The organism is Pseudomonas petrae, assembly GCF_021728295.1.
GTDB classification, from domain to species: domain Bacteria; phylum Pseudomonadota; class Gammaproteobacteria; order Pseudomonadales; family Pseudomonadaceae; genus Aquipseudomonas; species Aquipseudomonas petrae.
On sequence record NZ_JAKJXE010000001.1, the window covers coordinates 1 to 19161 of the forward strand.

The 19161-nt window shown below is 60.3% G+C and carries 17 protein-coding genes; 15 read left to right on the top strand and 2 right to left on the bottom strand.

Going from position 1 to position 19161, the window contains the following annotated elements:
- The first annotated feature begins 418 nt into the window (after window positions 1–418).
- Window positions 419–709, top strand: coding sequence for a hypothetical protein (locus tag L4G42_RS00005; RefSeq protein ID WP_237252140.1), 291 nt, complete (start codon window positions 419–421; stop codon window positions 707–709).
- Here the strand turns inward: L4G42_RS00005 and L4G42_RS00010 are convergent.
- On the bottom strand, window positions 706–1278 hold the full coding sequence (locus tag L4G42_RS00010; RefSeq protein ID WP_237252141.1) for a TetR/AcrR family transcriptional regulator: 573 nt from the start codon (window positions 1276–1278) through the stop codon (window positions 706–708). The two genes, L4G42_RS00005 and L4G42_RS00010, sit on opposite strands and share 4 nt — an antisense overlap.
- Before the next feature lie 93 nt (window positions 1279–1371).
- On the opposite strand from L4G42_RS00010, the gene L4G42_RS00015 reads away from it, so the two are divergent.
- Together L4G42_RS00015 and L4G42_RS00020 are read left to right on the top strand one after the other, a co-directional pair.
- Window positions 1372–2112: an SDR family oxidoreductase gene (locus L4G42_RS00015; RefSeq protein ID WP_237252142.1), complete on the top strand. Its 741-nt coding sequence runs from the start codon at window positions 1372–1374 to the stop codon at window positions 2110–2112.
- A gap of 63 nt (window positions 2113–2175) precedes the next feature.
- Window positions 2176–2769 (top strand): 2-hydroxychromene-2-carboxylate isomerase, encoded by a 594-nt coding sequence (locus L4G42_RS00020; protein WP_237252143.1) that lies wholly within the window; start codon window positions 2176–2178, stop codon window positions 2767–2769.
- Between the two features lie 46 nt (window positions 2770–2815).
- On the opposite strand, the gene L4G42_RS00025 is transcribed toward L4G42_RS00020, so the two are convergent.
- Window positions 2816–4624, bottom strand: coding sequence for an aminopeptidase P family protein (locus L4G42_RS00025; protein WP_237252144.1), 1809 nt, complete (start codon window positions 4622–4624; stop codon window positions 2816–2818).
- A 910-nt stretch (window positions 4625–5534) separates the two neighbouring features.
- Between L4G42_RS00025 and L4G42_RS00030 the strand changes: the two genes are divergently transcribed.
- The 12 genes from L4G42_RS00030 (at window position 5535) to L4G42_RS00085 (ending at window position 19153) form a co-directional block, all read left to right on the top strand.
- The gene (locus L4G42_RS00030) at window positions 5535–6320 is read left to right on the top strand and encodes a hypothetical protein (RefSeq protein WP_237252145.1); all 786 of its coding nucleotides are present in this window, start codon (window positions 5535–5537) and stop codon (window positions 6318–6320) included.
- A gap of 102 nt (window positions 6321–6422) precedes the next feature.
- Entirely contained in the window at window positions 6423–7544 is a 1122-nt protein-coding gene (locus tag L4G42_RS00035; protein WP_237252146.1) for a DegT/DnrJ/EryC1/StrS family aminotransferase, read from the top strand.
- Between the two features lie 54 nt (window positions 7545–7598).
- Window positions 7599–9113: a lipopolysaccharide biosynthesis protein gene (locus L4G42_RS00040; RefSeq protein WP_237252147.1), complete on the top strand. Its 1515-nt coding sequence runs from the start codon at window positions 7599–7601 to the stop codon at window positions 9111–9113.
- 17 nt (window positions 9114–9130) lie between these two features.
- Window positions 9131–10060 carry a glycosyltransferase family 2 protein gene (locus tag L4G42_RS00045; RefSeq protein ID WP_237252148.1) on the top strand — a complete coding sequence of 310 codons (930 nt, stop codon included), beginning with the start codon at window positions 9131–9133 and terminating at the stop codon, window positions 10058–10060.
- Window positions 10050–10502, top strand: a complete 453-nt coding sequence (locus L4G42_RS00050; protein ID WP_237252149.1) for a low molecular weight protein-tyrosine-phosphatase — start codon at window positions 10050–10052, stop codon at window positions 10500–10502. Before L4G42_RS00045 ends, L4G42_RS00050 begins: the two co-directional genes overlap by 11 nt.
- On the top strand, window positions 10503–12719 hold the full coding sequence (locus L4G42_RS00055; protein ID WP_237252150.1) for a polysaccharide biosynthesis tyrosine autokinase: 2217 nt from the start codon (window positions 10503–10505) through the stop codon (window positions 12717–12719). It begins immediately after the preceding gene.
- 27 nt (window positions 12720–12746) lie between these two features.
- Window positions 12747–13547: a WbqC family protein gene (locus tag L4G42_RS00060; RefSeq protein WP_237252151.1), complete on the top strand. Its 801-nt coding sequence runs from the start codon at window positions 12747–12749 to the stop codon at window positions 13545–13547.
- Between the two features lie 5 nt (window positions 13548–13552).
- Window positions 13553–14077 carry a transcription/translation regulatory transformer protein RfaH gene (gene rfaH, locus L4G42_RS00065; protein ID WP_237252152.1) on the top strand — a complete coding sequence of 175 codons (525 nt, stop codon included), beginning with the start codon at window positions 13553–13555 and terminating at the stop codon, window positions 14075–14077.
- A 119-nt stretch (window positions 14078–14196) separates the two neighbouring features.
- Window positions 14197–15198, top strand: a complete 1002-nt coding sequence (locus L4G42_RS00070) for a glycosyltransferase (protein WP_237252153.1) — start codon at window positions 14197–14199, stop codon at window positions 15196–15198.
- A complete protein-coding gene (locus L4G42_RS00075; protein ID WP_237252154.1) occupies window positions 15195–16448 on the top strand; it encodes a glycosyltransferase family 4 protein in 1254 nt (417 codons plus the stop codon). The genes L4G42_RS00070 and L4G42_RS00075 overlap by 4 nt, the downstream gene beginning before the upstream one ends.
- 133 nt (window positions 16449–16581) lie before the next feature.
- Window positions 16582–17904 (top strand): hypothetical protein, encoded by a 1323-nt coding sequence (locus L4G42_RS00080; RefSeq protein WP_237252155.1) that lies wholly within the window; start codon window positions 16582–16584, stop codon window positions 17902–17904.
- A gap of 127 nt (window positions 17905–18031) precedes the next feature.
- Window positions 18032–19153: a glycosyltransferase family 4 protein gene (locus tag L4G42_RS00085; protein WP_237252156.1), complete on the top strand. Its 1122-nt coding sequence runs from the start codon at window positions 18032–18034 to the stop codon at window positions 19151–19153.
- Window positions 19154–19161 lie beyond the last annotated feature (8 nt).

The window sequence follows — 19161 nt, forward strand, 5'->3', positions numbered from 1 at the left end:
AGCATTCCTCGCTGCTTACTTCGTCCAACTCTTTGATTATCAAGGAGTTTTCCGTTTCTTCTGCGCCGGAAGTGGGGAGAATTATAGACAGATCCAGAGGGGCGTCAAGCACTTATTTCAACAGACTGAACAAACACTGGTACTTGGCGCCTTTGCTGCTTAACAGACCTCTATCCATAAGTTCTTATAAGGAGCGCGAGCTTTTTAAACCGCCATTCCTATGGCTTTAGGCAGCAAGCGGCAGCACAGCCACCGGCTGTGATACACGATGTCACTGGCATTTGTCTCACTATTGAGCGATGTTTAGCCGGTGCGCCTCAACATGGTGCCTCTGCTCCACACGGACGTGAACGTCAGCGGCAGCATGCGAATTCTGGATAGTCACTGACCGCAACGTGCCGGTCAGGTAAGGATATGAATGAAGTACTTTTTGATGGCACTGGCAGCATTGGCTGTCGCTGGATGCGCAGCGACGTCTAAACCGGTCATGGGTAAACGCGGTATCCACATCAACTGCTCGGGCCTGTCGTCCTCGTGGGAGCAGTGCTATGACATGGCGACCAACTCCTGCGTGTCCAAGCAATATAGGGTGATCGCCAAGTCCGGCGACGGCGCGGAAGATCCGGGAGAATACCCGCTTGGTCTGAATCCGGCCGGCTACACCAGCCGCAGCATGATCATCATCTGCAAGAAGCCGACTAACCCCTAGTCAACTGCCGACAGCGCATCCACCTGCTGACACAGCAGGTCATGGCTGGCGTCCACCACGCGTTGCTGCAGCTCGGGCGTCGCCATCATTCGCGCGATCGTCAGCGCGCCAACGCACTGAGCAATGGCCGCCCACGCCAGATCTTCGTCCCCAAGCACTTCAGCCCATGCCCTATGTAATTCGCACAACCAGTGCTCGGCACGCAGGCGCGCAGGTCCTGCTGCGCGGGCAATCTCAGCGCCCAATGCAGGAATGACGCATCCACCGGCGGGGTTCTGTACGTGCGACAGTGTCAGGTAATGCCGCAGGCACTGCTTGATTCTGTCCAGGGTCAGCGACTCATCGCCACCGAGTAATGCCAGGCTACGGGTCAACTCGCGCTCGACCACCGCCTGAAACAAATCATCCTTCGAAGAGAAGTGGCTATAGAAAGCCCCTCCGGTAAGGCCGACGGCTTTCATCAGACCGTCCACCCCCATTGGCGCGAAGCCTTTCTCCTTTACCAGGGCCGCACTGCTGTCGAGCATGGCGCGCCGGGTTTGCTCTTTATGGTCGGCCGAGTAGCGCATTGTTTTCCCTTTTACTTGAATGAGTGCCTTGACGCCCTCGCGACCCTAGCATAACGTCCGTTAGGTAAACGATCGTTTAATAAAGGAATCGTGATGACCATTACATCGAATAATAAGAAGGTAGTTCTGGTTGTGGGTGCAGGCGACGCAACGGGAGGCGCGATCGCAAAACGCTTTGCCCGGGAGGGCTACGTGGCATGCGTCACTCGCAGGAGCGCCGACAAGCTTCAGCCTCTGGTGGACTCTATTCGGCAGAGCGGCGGCGAAGCCTACGGGTTCGCCTCGGACGCGCGCAGAGAAGACGACGTGGTTGCGCTGGTTGCGCAGATCGAGAATGAGATCGGCCCTATCGAGGCGTTCGTTTTCAATATAGGCGCCAACGTGCCGTGCAGCATTCTTGAAGAGACGGCGCGCAAGTACTTCAAGATCTGGGAGATGGCATGCTTCTCTGGGTTTCTGAATGCCCGGGAGGTTGCGCTGCGAATGGCAAAACGCAAACGCGGCACCCTTCTGTTTACCGGTGCAACTGCAGGCCTGCGTGGCGCCGCCAATTTTGCGGCCTTCGCCGGCGCCAAACATGGGCTACGGGCACTGGCGCAAAGCATGGCTCGTGAATTGGGGCCGATGAATATCCATGTGGCTCACGTGGTGGTGGACGGCGCGATCGACACTGACTTCATCCGCACTCAGTTTCCAGAACGCTACGCGCTGAAGGATGAGGACGGCATCCTCGACCCTGAACACATCGCAGAGAATTACTGGTACCTGCACAACCAGCCCCGGGACGCATGGACGTTCGAGCTGGACCTGCGTCCCTGGAACGAACGCTGGTAGACCCGCGCGTCAGCGAGTCACGTGGGGCGTGCCCTTACCTATATAAGAAGAAGGAATGCAACGATGAACCGAAGCGTGGAGTTTTACTTCGATGTGGGCAGCCCGACCAGTTACCTGGCCTACACCCAGTTGCGAAAGATCTGCGACGAGACCTCAGCGACATTGATCTATCAGCCTATCTTGCTGGGGGCGGTGTTCAAAGCAACAGGCAATGCGTCGCCCAACGACGTGCCTGCCAAAGCGCGTTACTCCATCAAGGATCTGGCACGCTTCGCCAAGCGCTACCAGGTCCCCCTCACCTTTAACCCCCACTTCCCGATCAACACGCTGAGCCTGATGCGCGCATTGACTGCTGCGCAGACGCTCCAGCCGCAACGGTTCATCGAACTACTGGAAATCACCTTCAAGGCGATGTGGGTAGAAGCGCTGGACCTGAACGATCCTGGGGCGTTGTCAGCTGCGCTTATAAGGGCTGGCTTTGATCCGGCGCAAGTCCTTGGCTGGATCAGCGATCCCAGCGTCAAGGATCAGCTGAAAACCAACACCGAAGCGGCGGTTGCACGAGGCGTGTTTGGCGCCCCGAGCATGTTCGTCGACGACGAGCTCTATTTCGGTCAGGACCGACTCGATTTCGTTAGGGAAGCGCTAAGCGTATAGCCCTCCCTTGCAACGCCACCGCCAAAAAGGGCGATGGCGTTCCGGGTCAAACCGACTCAGTACGACCGTTCAACCATGCCAACGCGGCACCCTCCACTAATGGACTGAGGCGCTGCCTGACCTGGGCGTGGTATTCGTTCAGCCATTCACGCTCCTCTTGCGTCAGCAGGCCGATTTCCAGGCAGCGCGTGTCTATCGGACACAGCGTGAGGGTCTCGAACTTGAGAAACTCGCCGAACTCGGTCTTGCCCGCCTCCTGATTGATCACCAGGTTTTCAATGCGCACACCCCACTGCCCCGGCCGATACGTGCCAGGCTCGATCGACGTGATCATCCCTGGCTGCATCGCGGTTTGCGGCGTGACGGCAGCCTGATAGGCAATCACCTGGGGGCCTTCGTGCACATTAAGGAAGTAGCCGACGCCGTGACCGGTGCCGTGGCCGTAGTTGACGCCTTCAGCCCAGATCGGGGCGCGAGCAATTGAGTCAAGCAGTGGCGAAAGAATGCCCCGGGGAAAGTGCGCTCGGGACAGCGCGATGACGCCCTTCAGAACGCGCGTGCAGTCGCGCTTCTGCTCGGCCGTCGGAGTGCCAACGGGCACCATGCGGGTGATATCTGTGGTGCCGCCCAGGTATTGACCGCCGGAGTCGATCAGCAGCAAGCCGTCACCTTCGATTTGCGCGTGCTCTTCTTCGGTGGCGCGGTAGTGAGGCATGGCCCCGTTGCCGTTGAAGCCGGCGATGGTGGCGAAACTCTGGGACACGTAGCCCGGCCGACGGGCCCGCGCCGCGCTGAGCTTCTCGTCGATGGTCAGTTCGCTCACGGGCTCCTTGCCCAGCGCTGAATCCAGCCAGGCGAAGAACTCGCACAGCGCCGCGCCATCCTGCTCCATCGCCTGGCGGATATGCCGGGTGTCAGCAGCGCTTTTCTGCGATTTGAACAGCGTGGTCGGGTTGAGGCCTTCGACCAGCGTGACTTCACTGTCGAGGTAATCCAGCAGGCCACAGGTGACCCGCGCCGGATCAACCAGCAACCGTGCATCCTTGGGCACGTTGCGCAGCGCAGTGCCGATGCGCGTGTATTCATGCAGGGTGATGCCGTCTTGCTCCAGGGTTCTGCGCAATACGGCGTCGACTTTCTCTGATGCGACAAACAGGTTGATGCTGTTCGGGCCGATCAAGGCGAAGGAAATGAACACCGGGTTGTAGGAAACGTCGGCGCCACGCAGGTTAAACAGCCAGGCGATGTCGTCCAGGGTGGCGAGGAAATGCCAATCCGCGCCGCGCTCGGCCATCACCGTGCGCAGTCGAGTCAGCTTGTCGGTGCGTGTCTCGGTAGCGTGGGGCGCCGCGTGCTCATAAATAGCCTGGGCTGGCAACGCAGGCCGGTCGTTCCACAACTCTGTCAAGAGGTCGAGGTCGGTGCGAAGCCTCGCGCCTTTTTCGTACAGATTGGCAGCCAGTGTACGCGACGACGCCACGGCCAATACCGCGCCATCCACCGCAACAACAGAATCCGTCCTGGCCTGCTCGGCGAGCCATTCAAGTGGGCCGGTCTGACCCGGTTGCAGCTTGACCAGCTCGATGCTGCTGCCTGCCAGTTCCTTGCTCGCCTGCTCCCAATAACGGCTGTCAGCCCACAGACCGGCGAAGTCCTGGGTGATGATCAAGGTACCGACGGAGCCGTGGAAGCCGGACAGCCACTGCCGCCCTTGCCAGTAACCTGGCAGATATTCAGAGAGATGAGGGTCGGCCGACGGCACCAGCCAGGCGTCGATGCCTTCGCGGCTCATCAGGGCGCGCGCCTGCGCAAGGCGTTGCATCGCCACTCCAGTGGTTTTCGACTGCGTATTCATTGAATCTCCTGGTGACCCGAATTGTGTGCATCGCAGACCCGGATAATGGAGCAGCGATCAAGGCTGAGCAACCGCAACGCCGCCTCAACCCAAGGCGAGGGAATGACCCGCTCGGGCAACCCCATCGCGCACTGATGAAATCTTCGGGCCTACCACGCACTCACACACGCTGATTTATATATAAGCGAACACAGTTCTATCTATAAAACTGCAACACGGCTGTGATCGCTTATTGCGCATTTCAACGGCGGCTGGTTAGTTACCACGCCGCATAACTACGTTCGAATGACACGTTCAATAATCGAGCGCCATAAAACCGTTAATCCCTGTGCGCGCCCAAGTTCTGACGTTGGAAAAAAGTCTTTTCCGTCGTTTCTGGTTGCCAAAGAGGCAGTCGCGGAGAGTGCCTAAAAAGCGTCACGCACCACGAGAAGGCGGCGATGTTTTATTGACTATCAATAAAATCAACACGTTAGCTACGCTAACGACAGGCTTATCAAAAAATTAACAGAATGATGGCGAAATAATTTGACAGAAACTCTGCCTCCGTCGATATATAGGCATGTCCAATGTTTTCCCGTTTTTGCAGTGCGGCCCTAGAGCCGTTCGCCGAGAGCATTCCGACTTAATTGCCCTGCGACTGACCATGAAGTTAACGTTTTAAACGGTGTGAAATCAGCGCCGGTGGGCAGTTTTTGGTTTAAAGAAAGCGTTTTCGAATGACTGAATGTGCTCGGTGGGGCGGTAGCTTTGCCCAACGCTTTAGTCAGCCGGTGCTGAATGAAGCCACCGTTTGAATGCACGCCTTATTAGTACAACGGCAGGATCTGCAGATTCGGGCGGTAGCGTGCCTGAAGCGCAATTCACCCCCCTGCCCTGCACTCCTCACTCTCTACGAGGGCCTGATGCAATGCCTTTATCTTTCGACATGGATGAGCAGCTGGTTCAGCGACTGGCTGACGAAATCGATACCAACGGCTTTGCAAAACTGAACGCGGCCGTGCCTGACACGGACCTGCAGCAGCTGCGGGCCTGGACTGACGAGCAGGCGCAGAAACACCAGGGCGAATACTTTGCCTACCACGGCGAAACGGCACTGAGCGAAAGCCTGCTGGCGAGCTACTGGTCTGACCCGCGTTTCAAGACACTGCTGGGTCGCCTCTATAAGCATGCGGCCCGCCGCGAGGCCGCCAGTGACCGCATCTTCCCGGTGCTGCGCTGCGTGCAGGGCAATCAGGGCAAGCGCGAATCCAACAGCTTCCATTACGACGCCAGCCTGGTGACCGCGCTGATCCCGGTGTTCATCCCCAGCGAAGGCGAAGGACGCGGCGACCTGATGCTGTTTCCGAACATCCGCCGAGTGCGCTCATGGGTGGTGTTCAACGTGTTCGAGAAAGCACTGCTGCAGAACAAGATTACCCGCGGCTGGATCATCAAGGGCATGCAGCACCACTGGCTCAAGCCCTATGTCCTGCGCCTGGAGCCGGGCAGCGTTTATTTCTTCTGGGGTTATCGCAGCCTGCACGCCAACCAGGCCTGCCGGCCGGACGTGAAGCGCGCCACCGCGCTCTTCCACTTCGGCGACCCCCATGCAGGCAGCCTGGCCACCCGGTTGATCCTGAAAATCAATCAGGGCCGCGCGCGACGGATGAGCAACAAGGCAGGCAACCAGCCGCCGGCATCCACCCCCAACTGATTTCGCTCAAACCTGGCGTTGACGGCCCGGCGTCAGACCGGCGCCAGCGCGTCACTGCCCCGAAAGCCTTTTAAAAGCTTTGCATCTGAAATGGAGAATTCGATGATCAACGTCACCAAGACTTACCTGGGCGATATCGACAAGTTCAAAGGCTACGTCGAGGGCATTTATGCGCGCGGCTGGCTGACCAACCACGGGCCGCTGGTGTGCGAGCTCGAACAACGTCTGAAAGACTACCTGGGCGTCAAGCACGTCATCCTCACCAACAACGGCACCCTCGCCCTGCAAGTCGCCTATCGCGCGCTGGGTTTGAGCGGCAGCGCAGTGACTACGCCGTTCAGCTTCGTGGCCACCAGCAGTTCGTTGCAGTGGGAAGGCATTCGCCCGATCTTCGCCGACATCGACGCGCAGACCTGGAACATCTCGCCCGACCACATCGAGAGCCGCATCGTCTCCGACACCACCGCCATCGTCGGCACCCATGTGTTCGGCAACCCGTGCGCCGTTGAACGCATCGAGGAAATCGCCCGCCGGCGCAATCTGAAAGTCGTGTACGACGGCGCCCATGCCTTTGCCGTGCGACACGCCGGCCAGTCGGTGCTCAACTGGGGCGACGTCAGCACCCTGAGCTTCCACGCCACCAAGCTGTTTCACACCATCGAAGGCGGCGCGATTATCACCAACGATGACGAAACGGCGCGCCGGGTTCACCTGCTGTGCAACTTCGGCATCGTCGACGTCGACAAGATCGACGGCATCGGCATCAACGCCAAGCTCAACGAATTCTCTGCCGCGATGGGGCTGTGCATTCTCGACGACATCGAGAACATTCTTCAGGAACGCGCTGAAATCGCTGACCGCTACACCACCCGCCTGGGCGATTACGTCGACCTGCAGCGACCGGAAAACAATAGCGAGGTCAACCACAGCTATTACCCGATCGCCCTGCGCGACGAACAACAGCTGCTGCGTTTGCGTTCGGCGCTGAACACCAACGGGATCAACCCGCGCCGCTATTTCTACCCGTCGCTGGACACCCTTGAATACCTGCAGCCGCAAGCGGCACAAACCGCTTCGCGTTCATTGAGCGAGCGCGTGCTGTGTTTGCCGATTTACCCGGGCCTGCTGCGCGACGATCAGGATCGCGTGATCAATACGGTGATCGCCGAAACCAGCGCCGCCCACTCGCCGTACCGTGTGCCGTCCCTCGCGCAGGTCATGTAACGCCGCCGCGCAAGCCATCGCGCCATTCACCCTGTTTTGCCGGAAGGACTTTCGATGCAAACCAAGCGCTCAGTCATACGCAACACTGCGTTGAGCTATGCAGGCCAGGCCTACACGCTGCTCGTGGGGATCCTGATCATGCCGTTCTATCTCGGCCACATGGGCGCCGAGGCATACGGGCTGATCGGGTTTTTCTCGGTGCTGCAGGCCTGGCTGCAATTGCTGGACGCAGGGTTGTCGCCGAGTCTGGTCAGGGCGGTGGCGCATCGCCAGGGTAGCGATGGACTGGATCGCTACACCGGTCGCCTGCTGCGTTCGTTCGAGATCATCTTCCTGCCGCTGGCGGGTTTCTGCTGCGTGGCGATGTACGCCGGCAGCGAATGGATTGCCGTGCACTGGCTCAATGCCCAGCAATTGTCGACTGAGACGCTGGTGCAGTGCATCGGGCTGATGGGCATCGTCATCGCCCTGCGCTTGTTTTCGACGCTCTATAAAAGCGGGATTCAAGGCCTTGAACAGCATGCATGGCTGAATATCGCCAACGTAATCATCGCCACGCTGCGCTACTTCGGCGGCCTGCTGCTGGTGAGCACGATCTCCAACGACCCGGTGCACTTCTTTGAATTCCAGGCGCTGGTGGGCTTGATCGAAGCGTTGATCTTCGCGGCGCGTGCCTATCAGCAGATGCCGACGCCGTCGCCGCTGACCGGTTTTAACTGGGATCTGGTCAAGCCGATCATCCCGTTCGCGGCGAGCATGTCCGGCACAGCGGTGCTGTGGATCGTGCTGACCCAGATCGACAAGGTGCTGCTCTCCGAGCTGCTGCCGCTCGATGAATACGGTTATTTCTCGCTGGTTGCGCTGATCACCACCGGGATCATGATGCTGTCCAACCCGCTGGCGCAGACCTTGCTGCCGCGCCTGACCGTGTTGATGGCCGAAGGTCGCCGGGATGACATGCATCAGTTGTATCTGGCGGCCAACCGGTTTGTGTGCACGTTCCTGTTCCCCCTCGCGGCACTGATCGCACTGCACGCCGACCAGATGGTGTTTGCCTGGTCGGGCGACCGACCTGCCGCCGAGTGGAGCCGGACGATTCTGCCGTGGTACTCGCTGGGCAGCGCCATCATGGCGGTCAGCGCATTCCAGTTTTACCTGCAATACGCGTATGGGCGCATGCACCTGCACGTCTGGTACAGCATTGTTTCGGCGCTGATCACGGTGCCGGTGATGTTTCTGGCGATTCGCGGTTATGGCGCTTACGGCGCGGCGATCGCCTGGTTCGTGTTGCGCGTCGTGTCCTTCGCCATCTGGCCGGTCATCGTGCACCAGCGCCTGGCCCCGGGCATTCACAGCCAATGGCTGCGCGACATCATCCGCATCAGCGTGATGACCGGCGTGGGCCTGGCGCTCACCGAGCCGTTGCTGCGCCTGATCGCCAATGAAAACCGCATCAGCGTCTTCCTGGGTCTGGCCGTCAGCGGCCTGCTCACGCTGCTGATTGTGGCCGCCAGCTACAAGCCGCTGGTGATGAAGATTTCCGTTCTGTTCAGCAAACCCAGTGTTTAACTTCGAGTACCCAAGCCATGGATGCTAATAGCAATAAGACGAGCACCTCGCCGTCCGCCGCGCCCTTGGTCAGCATCGTCTGTCCAGCCTACAACCAGGAAGCCTACGTCGCGCAGACGCTGGAAGGTTTCCTGATGCAGCAAACCACGTTCGCCTTCGAAATCCTGGTGAACGACGATGCCTCCACGGACGGCACCGCCCGCATCATTGCCGATTACGTCAAACGCTTCCCGACGCTGATCCGGCCCTTCTATCACGAGACGAATCAGTACTCGCAGAACAACTCGCCGGTGCCGCGTCTGTTCGGCGAAGCGCGGGGCCGCTACATCGCTTACTGCGAAGGCGATGATTACTGGACTGATCCGCGCAAGCTGCAGATCCAGGTAGATTTTCTCGAGGACAACCCGGATTACGTGCTGACCTACCACGACGCGATCCCCTTCGACATCAGCGGCCAATACCCGATTCAGCTGCAAGGCAAGCTGCGCGGTGATGCCACGGCGCTGGAGCTGCAGAAGGCGCGACCGGTATCGACGCTGACCACGGTGTTCCGCAACGTGTTCGATTCGTTGCCACCCGAGCTGCGCGCCGCGCCGCTCAACGATCTGGTCTGGTGGTCGCTGCTCGGTGCCTACGGCAAGGGCAAATTCATGGGTGAGGTCAAGCCGGCCATGTACCGGTTGCACCCGGGCGGCGTGTTTTCGATGCGCTCCAACAAACGCAAGCTGCACATGGCGCTGCAGACCTCTGGCGCGCTGGCCAACTACTACAACCGGCTCGGTAATCAGGAACTGTATGAGCATTTCCTGATGGAGCTGGTCGAGTACTCGCTGTCGGCGATCACCCCGAAACGCAAGATGCAGACGCTGCTGGCGGTCGGGCAGAACTTCAGCACCAACATCAGCAAGAGACTGATGACGACCCTCAGCAAAGGTCATGTTCAATAACGTACTGGTGGTCTGCGTCGGCAATATCTGTCGCAGCCCCATGGCCGAAGCCATGTTCCGACAACGCGTGCCGAACGCACGCATCCAGATCTCGTCGGCCGGTACCCACGCCATGCTCAGTTCCACCGTCGACCCGCTGGCTCAGGCCGTGCTGCACGTCAACGGCGTCCCCGCCCACAAACATCGAAGCCGTCAGATCGATCGGCAGATGCTCCATGAAGCAGAGCTGATTCTAGTCATGGAGCATCGTCAGACCCAGAGCGTCCTCAAGCTGGCCCCCGAGGTACGCGGCAAGACGTTTCTGATTGGCAAATGGCAACAAGAGCTGGAAATCGCCGATCCCTACCGGCGCCCGAAACTAGCCTTTGAACAGACCTACGAGCTGCTTTCGCGTTGTGTCGACGACTGGCTTCCTTATCTTCAGTCAGGAGATCCAAGATAAATGACCGCTATGAACCGTACTTCTCTGGACGAGGTCCAGGACTCCCGGATCGATTTGGCGACTATCTTGCGCACACTTTTCGATCACAAAGGATTGATTGCGTCGATTGTCGGCATCTGCGTCCTGCTCGGCGCCACCTACGCCATTCTGGCCACGCCGATCTTCCAGGCCAACGCGATGATTCAGATCGAACCGCGCAAAGTCGGCATCGAGGGCCGCACCGAAGTCTCCAGCAAGCCGCTGTCGGTTTCCCAGGCGACCACCGAAATCGAGCTGATCAAATCCCGCGCGGTGCTGGGCAAGGTCGTTGATGACCTGAAGCTGTACATCGTGCAGAAGCCCAAATACCTCCCGGGTCTGGGCACCTACATGGCGCGTCGGTTCAAGCCGGAACGTGAAGGCGCGCTGGCCGATCCCATGTTAGGCCTGAACAGCTTTGCCTGGGGCGGCGAGAAAATCGACGTCTTCCAGCTGGAAGTGCCGGACGCACTGCTGGGTGAAAAGATGACCATGGTGGCGGGCAAGCCTGGCACCTTTACCCTCTATGACGAAGACCGCAACAAGCTGCTCAGCGGCCCGGTCGGTCAGACCGTGGAAGGCAGCGGCATCAAAATCCAGGTGGCTGCGCTCAATGCCCGTCCGGGCACCGAGTTCACTGTGGTGCGCCAACGCACCCTGACCGCCGCGCTGGATTACCAGGACCGTCTGAAAATCATGGAAGCGGGCAAGGACTCGGGGATCGTTTACCTGTCGATTCAGGATCCCGACCCGGCACTGGCCAAGCGCATCCTCAACGAAGTCAGCCGCCTGTATGTGCGTCAGAACGTCGAGCGCAGTTCGGCTGAGGCCGCCCAGCGTCTGGAGTTCCTCCGTTCGCAATTGCCTGCCGTGCGCAAGCAGCTGGAACAGTCGGAAATCGCGCTGAACAATTTCCAGATGGGCGCCAAGTCGGTTGACCTGAGCGTTGAAACCAAATCGGTTCTGGATCAGGTGGTCAAGCTGGAAGGCACCCTGTCGGACCTGAAAATGAAGCGCGTGGACGTCGAGCGTCTGTACACGCCGGAGCATCCGACCTACCGCGCCCTGATGACTCAGATCGGCCAGGTTGAATCCCAGAAAGCCGCGCTGCTGAAGAAGATCGAGGCCCTGCCGGCCACGCAACAAGAGCTGCTGCGTCTGAACCGTGACATGCAGGTCACCTCGCAGACCTACACCCTGTTGCTGGACAAGAGCCAGGAGCAGGACATTCTGCGCGCCGGCAGCATCGGCAACGTACGCATCATCGACAACGCCGACGCCAACGTCGAAGAGCCGGTCAAGCCGATGCGCAAAATCATCGTGCTGGTCGCCGCCCTGATCGGTCTGCTGCTGGCCGTTGCCACCGTGTTTGTGCGCCAGGCGTTCTATCGCGGCGTGGACAACCCGGAAGTCATCGAGAACCTCGGCATGCCGGTGTACGCCTCGCTGCCGTATTCGCGACTGCAGGAACGCATGGAGAAGGCAGCCCAGAGCCGTTCGGCGAGCAAGGAGCCTCGCCTGCTGAGCGTCAGCGCCCCGACGGAACTGGCGATCGAAGCGTTGCGCAGCCTGCGCACCAGCCTGCACTTTGCCATGCTCGAAGCCCGCAACAACGTGCTGATGATTTCCAGCCCGACGCCGGGCGTGGGCAAATCGTTCGTCTCCAGCAACCTGGCGGTGATCATTGCGCAGACCGGCAAACGCGTGTTGCTGATCGACGCCGACATGCGCAAAGGCTATCTGCACAAGATGTTCAACCTGACGCCCAAGCACGGTTTGTCCGACACCCTCGCTGCGCGTCTGGGCAGCAAGGAAGTGATCAACCACACCGAAGTGCGCAACCTGGACTTCATCTCCTGCGGTTACGCGGCGCCGAACCCGTCCGAGCTGTTGATGCACGACAACTTCAACAAAATGATCAGCGAGCTGTCGCCGCTGTATGACCTGGTGATCATCGACACCCCGCCGATCCTGGCCGTGACCGATGCCACGCTGGTCGGCCGCCAGTCCGGCACCTGCCTGCTGGTGACCCGCTTCGGCCTGAGCACCGCCAAGGAAATCGAAGCGTGCAAACGCCGCCTGATGCACAACGGCATTCTGATCAAGGGCGCGATCTTCAACGGTGTCCTGCGCAAGGCGTCGACCGCCGATTACGATTGCGCCGCGTACGGTTACGACTACACCACGGTCCGCAAGTAAATCGACACGCACGCCAAGGAGACGCACATGGCCAGGACCCTTGCAGTGATGCAGCCCTATCTGTTCCCGTACCTGGGTTACTTTCAGCTCATCGCCGCCGCAGACGTCTTCGTCCTGGGAGACGATCTGCACTATGTGCGGTCCGGCTGGGTCAATCGCAACCGCATCCTGCACAACGACGAAGCGAAGCTGATCACCTTCCCGTTGAAGAAAGACCGCTTCCAGTTGCAGATCAATCAGCGCCAACTGTGTGATCACTTCAGCGATGAAGCGCTGCGGCTGATCGATCTGCTCGCCGAGAGTTACCGAGAGGCGCCCTACTTCACGCAGGTCATGCCGCTGGTGGAGCGGTTGATCCGTTTCCCGCAACAGAACATCGCGCTGTATGCCGAACACGCCATCCGTGAAATATGTGCTTATCTACACATCGTGACGCCGATCCTGCGCAGCTCGGACCTAATACTGGGTAGCGCTGCGGACAAGCAGGAGCGCATCATTCGCATTGCTCACACGTTTGAAGCCACTACGTTCATCACCCCGGAAGGCGGCTCGGTGCTCTACGACCGTGACCACTTCGCCCGCAACGGTTTGCTGGTGCGGTTCTTCCGGATGAACCCGGTGGTGTATCGTCAGTTCCGGCAACCTTTCGTCGCCAACCTGTCGATCATCGATGTGCTGATGTTCAACTGCGTTGAGCAGGTGCAGCAGATGTTGACCGAATACGGGCTGGACAAGAATCCACCCTGCGCCGGGCCAGGCATGATGCACGGGCTGGCGCAAAAACCTGACGTTGTCCTGACCGGGTCGCACCGGATCGCAGTGGAGTGAAGTGTATGTCTGAAGTCGTCAATAGCTCCTGTGGCTCCGCGCGCTGGTACCTGATCCAGACCAAACCCCGCCAGGAAGCACGTGCGGCAGAGCACCTGCAACGTCAGCAGTTCGAGTGCTACCGCCCGGTCAAGCACGGCGAGAAAAAACGTGGCTCACGGGCGCCGGCCGAAGAGGAGCTGTTCCCCGGTTACCTGTTCATCCACATGGACCAGGCCAGCGACAACTGGTACCCGATCCGCTCGACCCGGGGCGTGGCGCGCATCGTCACCTTCGGCGGCATGCCGGTTCCGGTGCAGGATGAGTTGATCGAGCAGATCCGTCAGCGTCTGCTGGCGCCGCCGGCCAAGGTCACCTTTCAAGAAGGTGAAACGGTGCGGATCACGGCCGAGGGCTTCAACGACGTCGAAGCGATCTTCCTCGCCGCCGACGGTGATGAACGCGCGGTGATTCTGCTCAACTTGCTGCAACGCGAGCAGAAGGTCAGCCTGCCGGTCAGCAGCCTGTCGCGGATGCAAGCGCCGGCCTGATCCCCAGGCCTGAACAAAGCCCCACCGTCTTTTAGCGTCGTCCATCCCGATCCACACATCCTGATTCCCACGGGGCTGATGCTTTCAGCCTCTTGACCCCCCTTCGCCCGGAAGTTGCCATGACCCAGAAAACCACGCTGGTGACGCTCACCTATGGTGATCGTTTCAACTACCTGCACACGCTGGTCAGCCGCTCGCTGGAAAGCCCGCTGATTGATCGCGTGATCATCGTCAGCAACGCATCCACCGCGCCGCTGGAAACACTGCGCCGGACCTGGCCGAATCAGGTCAGTGTGATCTACATGCACGAGAACACCGGTTCCGCGCGGGGTTATTCGGTGGGGATCCAGGCCGCGCTGGACGCCGGTGCCGAGCACATCTGGCTGATGGACGACGACAACGCGCCGACCATCAACGCCATCGCCACGCTGCATCAGGTGCTCGAAGAACGTAAACGCGTCGACGGCGAAGACAAGGCCGCCGTGCTGGGCTTTCGTCCGACCCACCAGGCAGACATCGCCGCCGGCGTGCCGAACCGCTTCGCCATTCAGCGCCGCTCGAGCTTCTTCGGTTTTCACATCGCGCAGCTGCCGTACAAGATCTGGCGCCGACTGCCGTGGGGCGCGCCGCAAAGCCCGCACAGCAAACTGCCGATGGTGCAATTGCCGTTCGCCACGTACGGCGGCCTGCTCGCCCACCGCAATCTGTATCGCCGCATCGGCCTGCCGCTGGACGCGTTGATGCTTTACGCGGACGACAGCGAATACACCTGGCGCATCACGGCCGGTGGCGGCCGGATCTTTCTGGTGCCGGACGCCTTGCTCGACGATCTGGAAAGCTCGTGGAACATCAAGGCGCGCACCAACAACATCTACGAGAGCTTCCTGCTGGGCGGCTCGGACTTGCGCGCCTACTACGGCGCGCGCAATCAAGCCTGGTTCGACAAAAACATCTGGGCCAATTCGTCGCTGCTGTACGGCCTCAACCGCTGGGTGTTCTTCCGCCTGCTGCGGCTGATCGCCAAGCGGCGCGGTGCCGAAGAGCGCCTTGGCCTGATCGAACAAGCCATCCGTGACGGTGAGTCCGGGGTACTGGGTCTGAATCAGTCGTATCCACTATGAAAATACTGTTCATCAGCAGCCTGTATGCCCCTCACATTGGAGGCGGCGCGGAAATCATTCTTCAGCGTACCGTCGAAGGCCTGCAGCAGCGCGGCTGTGAAGTCAGCGTGCTGGTGACCGGTCCCACCGCGGGTTTGAGCGTTGAAGCGGTGAACGGCGTCAAGGTCTACCGCGCCGGCCTGCGTAACTTCTACTGGCATTTCGGTGCGCAACGGCCTGGGCGGCTGGCGCGCCTGGGCTGGCATCTGCGCGACCGCTACAACGGCGCGATGCGCAGATACGTGAAACAGGTCATCGGCAACGAGCAACCGCAACTGGTGGTCTGCCACAACCTGGCCGGCTGGTCGGTTTCCGTCTGGGACGAGATCACCGCTGCAAAGCTGCCGATCGTGCAGGTGCTGCATGACATGTACCTGATGTGCCCGAGCAGCAACATGTTCAAACGCGGCCAGTGCTGCCAGCAGCAATGCGGCAGTTGCCAGACCTTCCGCAAGGGCCACGACGCGCGCTCGGCGCAGGTCGCGGCGGTGGTCGGGGTCAGCCGCTTCATTCTTGAAAAGCTGCAGCTGCGCGGTTATTTCAGCGCCGCCAGCCCGTACGTCGTGCACAACGCCAGCCCGTTCACGCCGCCGACCGCCTCGCCCCATCAGCGGCGGCAAGCGGATCTCGTGGCGAAAAAAGCACCGTTGCGCTTCGGCTACATGGGCACGCTGTCCCATCAGAAAGGCGTGGCCTGGCTGATCGAGCAATTTCAGCGACTGCCCTTCGACGCCACCCTGCAGATCGCAGGGCGTGGCCAGAGTGATGACGAAGCCACGTTCAAGGCGCTGGCGAATTCGTCGAAGATCAGCTTCGTCGGTTATCAGAAGCCTGAAGCGTTCTACCGCCAGATCGACGTCGCCGTGGTGCCTTCGCTGTGGAACGAGCCGTTCGGCATGGTCGCCGTCGAGGCCTGCGCCCACTCGGTGCCGGTGATTGCCAGCCGCATGGGCGGTTTGCCGGAGATCATTCAGGACCCGCTCAACGGTTTGCTGTGCGACCCGCAGGATCCCGACTCACTGGGCCAGGCGATGTTGCGCTTGCACCAGAACCCGGAATTACTGGCGCGTCTGAGCGGTCAGGCGCGGGTCAGCGTGGCGTCGTTACTGAACCTGGAGTTGATGCTCGACAGTTACGAAAGCATTTTTGCCCAGACGCTCCTGGACGACATCGCCCAGCGCAACCGGCACACACTGCCGCACCCGGTTTGAGCCCCGCCCGGTTTGAATCGCACTCGTTTTGAACACACCGGCATTGCACCTTCGTCATGCCGACATTATCGCCGACGGCCCGAGACCTACCTGAGCAAGCGCTCCGGACCGTGCCTCTTCATTGAGACAAGCCATGCCCATCCCTTACCTGACCAGGCTACGACGACCCTCGGCGGTCCTGTTGCTGGGCTTGTTGATCAGTTGCATCACGCGGGCTGACGAAGCGTTCATCATCGGCGTCGACACGCACTTGATGAACAAACCCAGCACCTCCGCCCGCGCGTTGCAGCTGCTGAAAGCGGCGGGTGTCGACTCGGTGCGCGACGATGCCTATTGGTCCAGCGCCGAGCCCCGGCGAGGGATGTTGAAGATCGAGCCTTCGTGGCAGTCGTTCCTGAGCGCCGCCCAGGAACACCGTTTGCGACCGCTGTTGGTGCTGGGCTACGGCAACCCGTTTTACGAGAACTACGCCAAACCGCGGAAACCCTCGGTGCGCGACGCTTACGGCAACTACGTCAGCTTCGTCACCCGCCAGCTCACCGACAGCGTGGACTTCTACGAGATCTGGAACGAGTGGGACAAGGAAAACCCGGTCGATCCGGAGTTCGCCAGGGACTACAGCATCCTGATCGAGCAAACCGCCAAGCGCATTCGCGCCAACCAGCGGCCGATGGTGATTCTGGCCGGCGCCGTGACCAGCCAGGGCATGGACCTGGGGTTTGCCGATCGGCTGGTGGAATCGGGGGTACTCAACCATGTCGACGGGCTGTCGCTTCATCCGTACGTGTATTGCCGTTCGGATGAGCGCAACACTCCGGAGAACTGGATTGCCTGGCTGCGGCGGATCAGCGAGGACCTGAAGGACAAGAACCGCAACAAAGGGCCGGTGCCGCTGTACCTCACCGAAATGGGCTGGCCCAGTAACGACGGGCGCTGCGGCGGTGATGAGAAGACCCAGGCGGCGTTCCTGGCGCGCAGTTTCTTTCTGGCGCAGACGATGCCCAACATCAAAGGCATGTGGTGGAACGGCCTGCTCAACGACGGGCCCGACGGCACTGACCCGGAGCAGAACTTCGGCCTGCTCAATCAGGACCTGAGCGTCAAGCAGGCGTACCTGACGCTGAAGGCCATCAGCCCGACGCTGCATGAATTCCGTTACGACGCTGAAAAGAGTCGGGAAATCGACTCGCAATACCTGCTGCGGTTCGCCAAGGGTTCGGAGCAGATCATGGTTGCCTGGACCGCCGGGCTGCCGCGATCGATCAAGGTCGACGCCAGCAGCGTGTTGCGCGGCAACGTGCAATACATCGACACCCGCCGGCCGCAACGCGGGCTGGTCGACAGCGGTATCCCGTGGAACTGCAACGACGGGCGTTGCTCGGCGCAAGTGCCGATCGATGACTTCCCGAAAATAATAAGCCTGGGCACACGCCCGGCACTGTTTGCCTTGCCCTGAATTCTGCCTTTTTTATTCCGGCCCGCCTTTCGAGCGCCCCTTCATTCAGGGCGCTGACGCCCTCTTCACTCAGGGCGCTTACGGCTCCTGCGCACGACCCCTTTATCTCTTCTACAGGTCGACCACAATGATTGTGATCAATGCACGTTTTCTGACCCAGGAATTGCGTGGCGTTCAACGCTTCGCCGAACAGATCTGCCTGGCCCTCAAGCAACTGCGCGACGACGTGGTGTTCGTTGCTCCCCACGGCATTCAGATGCACGAAAGCGCCAGGGCCCTCGACGTGAAATGCATCGGCAGCCACAGCGGCCACCTGTGGGAACAACTGGACCTGCCGCTGTACCTGCGCCGTCAGGGCAACCCGCTGCTGATTTCCCTGTGCAGCACCGCGCCGCTGTTGTACGGCAATCAGATCGCGACCCATCACGACGTCACCTATGTGCGTCATCCGGAAAGCTACACGCGCACGTTCCGCCTGCTCTACCGGACCATGACGCCGATCATGCTGTCGCGGATCAAGTCGCTGCTGACGGTGAGTGCCTTCTCCAAGGGTGAGATCTCGCAGTTCTACAGATTCCCGGAAAAGAAAATCTTCGTGGTGCCCAACGCCGTAAGCGGTGCGTTTCAACCAGGCCCGCCCCTTAAAAAGCAACGGGACTACCTGCTGGCGGTGTCTTCGCCCAGCGCGCACAAAAATTTCAGCCGGATGATTCAGGCGTTCCTGCTGCTGCGCGGCCACGATGATCTGCAATTGCGCATCGTCGGTGGCGCCAGCGGGATCTTCAGCGACGACAACCTGCAACGCCTGGCCAGTCGTGACCCGCGCATCCGCTTTCTGGGTCGCCTGAGCGATGACGAACTGATCAGCCAGTACCAGGGCGCAACGGCCTTTGTGTTTCCGTCGCTGTATGAAGGCTTCGGCATTCCCCCCCTGGAAGCTCAGGCGTGTGGTTGCCCGGTGCTGGCGGCGAACGCAGCGTCGATTCCCGAAGTGCTGCAAGCCAGCGCGCTGTATTTCGACCCGCTGGACGTGTGCCACATGGCCGCAGCCATGGAACGCATTCTGACGGACATGCCGCTGCGCCAGTCGCTGCGCCGACGCGGACTGAACAACGTGGCGCGGTTTTCCTGGGAGGAATCGGCACGACAGGTTTCTCAACGCATCGACGCGCTGCTGAGTCCGGCCAGAGACCGGCGCAGCAGCCAGGGCAGCGATGCCCTGGGTCGCGAATCTTCCAGCAAGCTCTGAGGCACTGC

Coding starts and splice junctions, on each gene's coding strand:
- L4G42_RS00005 (WP_237252140.1), top strand. CDS start 419: ATGAAGTACTTTTTGATGGCACTGGCAGCATTGGCTGTCGCTGGATGC.
- L4G42_RS00010 (WP_237252141.1), bottom strand. CDS start 1,278: ATGCGCTACTCGGCCGACCATAAAGAGCAAACCCGGCGCGCCATGCTC.
- L4G42_RS00015 (WP_237252142.1), top strand. CDS start 1,372: ATGACCATTACATCGAATAATAAGAAGGTAGTTCTGGTTGTGGGTGCA.
- L4G42_RS00020 (WP_237252143.1), top strand. CDS start 2,176: ATGAACCGAAGCGTGGAGTTTTACTTCGATGTGGGCAGCCCGACCAGT.
- L4G42_RS00025 (WP_237252144.1), bottom strand. CDS start 4,624: ATGAATACGCAGTCGAAAACCACTGGAGTGGCGATGCAACGCCTTGCG.
- L4G42_RS00030 (WP_237252145.1), top strand. CDS start 5,535: ATGCCTTTATCTTTCGACATGGATGAGCAGCTGGTTCAGCGACTGGCT.
- L4G42_RS00035 (WP_237252146.1), top strand. CDS start 6,423: ATGATCAACGTCACCAAGACTTACCTGGGCGATATCGACAAGTTCAAA.
- L4G42_RS00040 (WP_237252147.1), top strand. CDS start 7,599: ATGCAAACCAAGCGCTCAGTCATACGCAACACTGCGTTGAGCTATGCA.
- L4G42_RS00045 (WP_237252148.1), top strand. CDS start 9,131: ATGGATGCTAATAGCAATAAGACGAGCACCTCGCCGTCCGCCGCGCCC.
- L4G42_RS00050 (WP_237252149.1), top strand. CDS start 10,050: ATGTTCAATAACGTACTGGTGGTCTGCGTCGGCAATATCTGTCGCAGC.
- L4G42_RS00055 (WP_237252150.1), top strand. CDS start 10,503: ATGACCGCTATGAACCGTACTTCTCTGGACGAGGTCCAGGACTCCCGG.
- L4G42_RS00060 (WP_237252151.1), top strand. CDS start 12,747: ATGGCCAGGACCCTTGCAGTGATGCAGCCCTATCTGTTCCCGTACCTG.
- rfaH (WP_237252152.1), top strand. CDS start 13,553: ATGTCTGAAGTCGTCAATAGCTCCTGTGGCTCCGCGCGCTGGTACCTG.
- L4G42_RS00070 (WP_237252153.1), top strand. CDS start 14,197: ATGACCCAGAAAACCACGCTGGTGACGCTCACCTATGGTGATCGTTTC.
- L4G42_RS00075 (WP_237252154.1), top strand. CDS start 15,195: ATGAAAATACTGTTCATCAGCAGCCTGTATGCCCCTCACATTGGAGGC.
- L4G42_RS00080 (WP_237252155.1), top strand. CDS start 16,582: ATGCCCATCCCTTACCTGACCAGGCTACGACGACCCTCGGCGGTCCTG.
- L4G42_RS00085 (WP_237252156.1), top strand. CDS start 18,032: ATGATTGTGATCAATGCACGTTTTCTGACCCAGGAATTGCGTGGCGTT.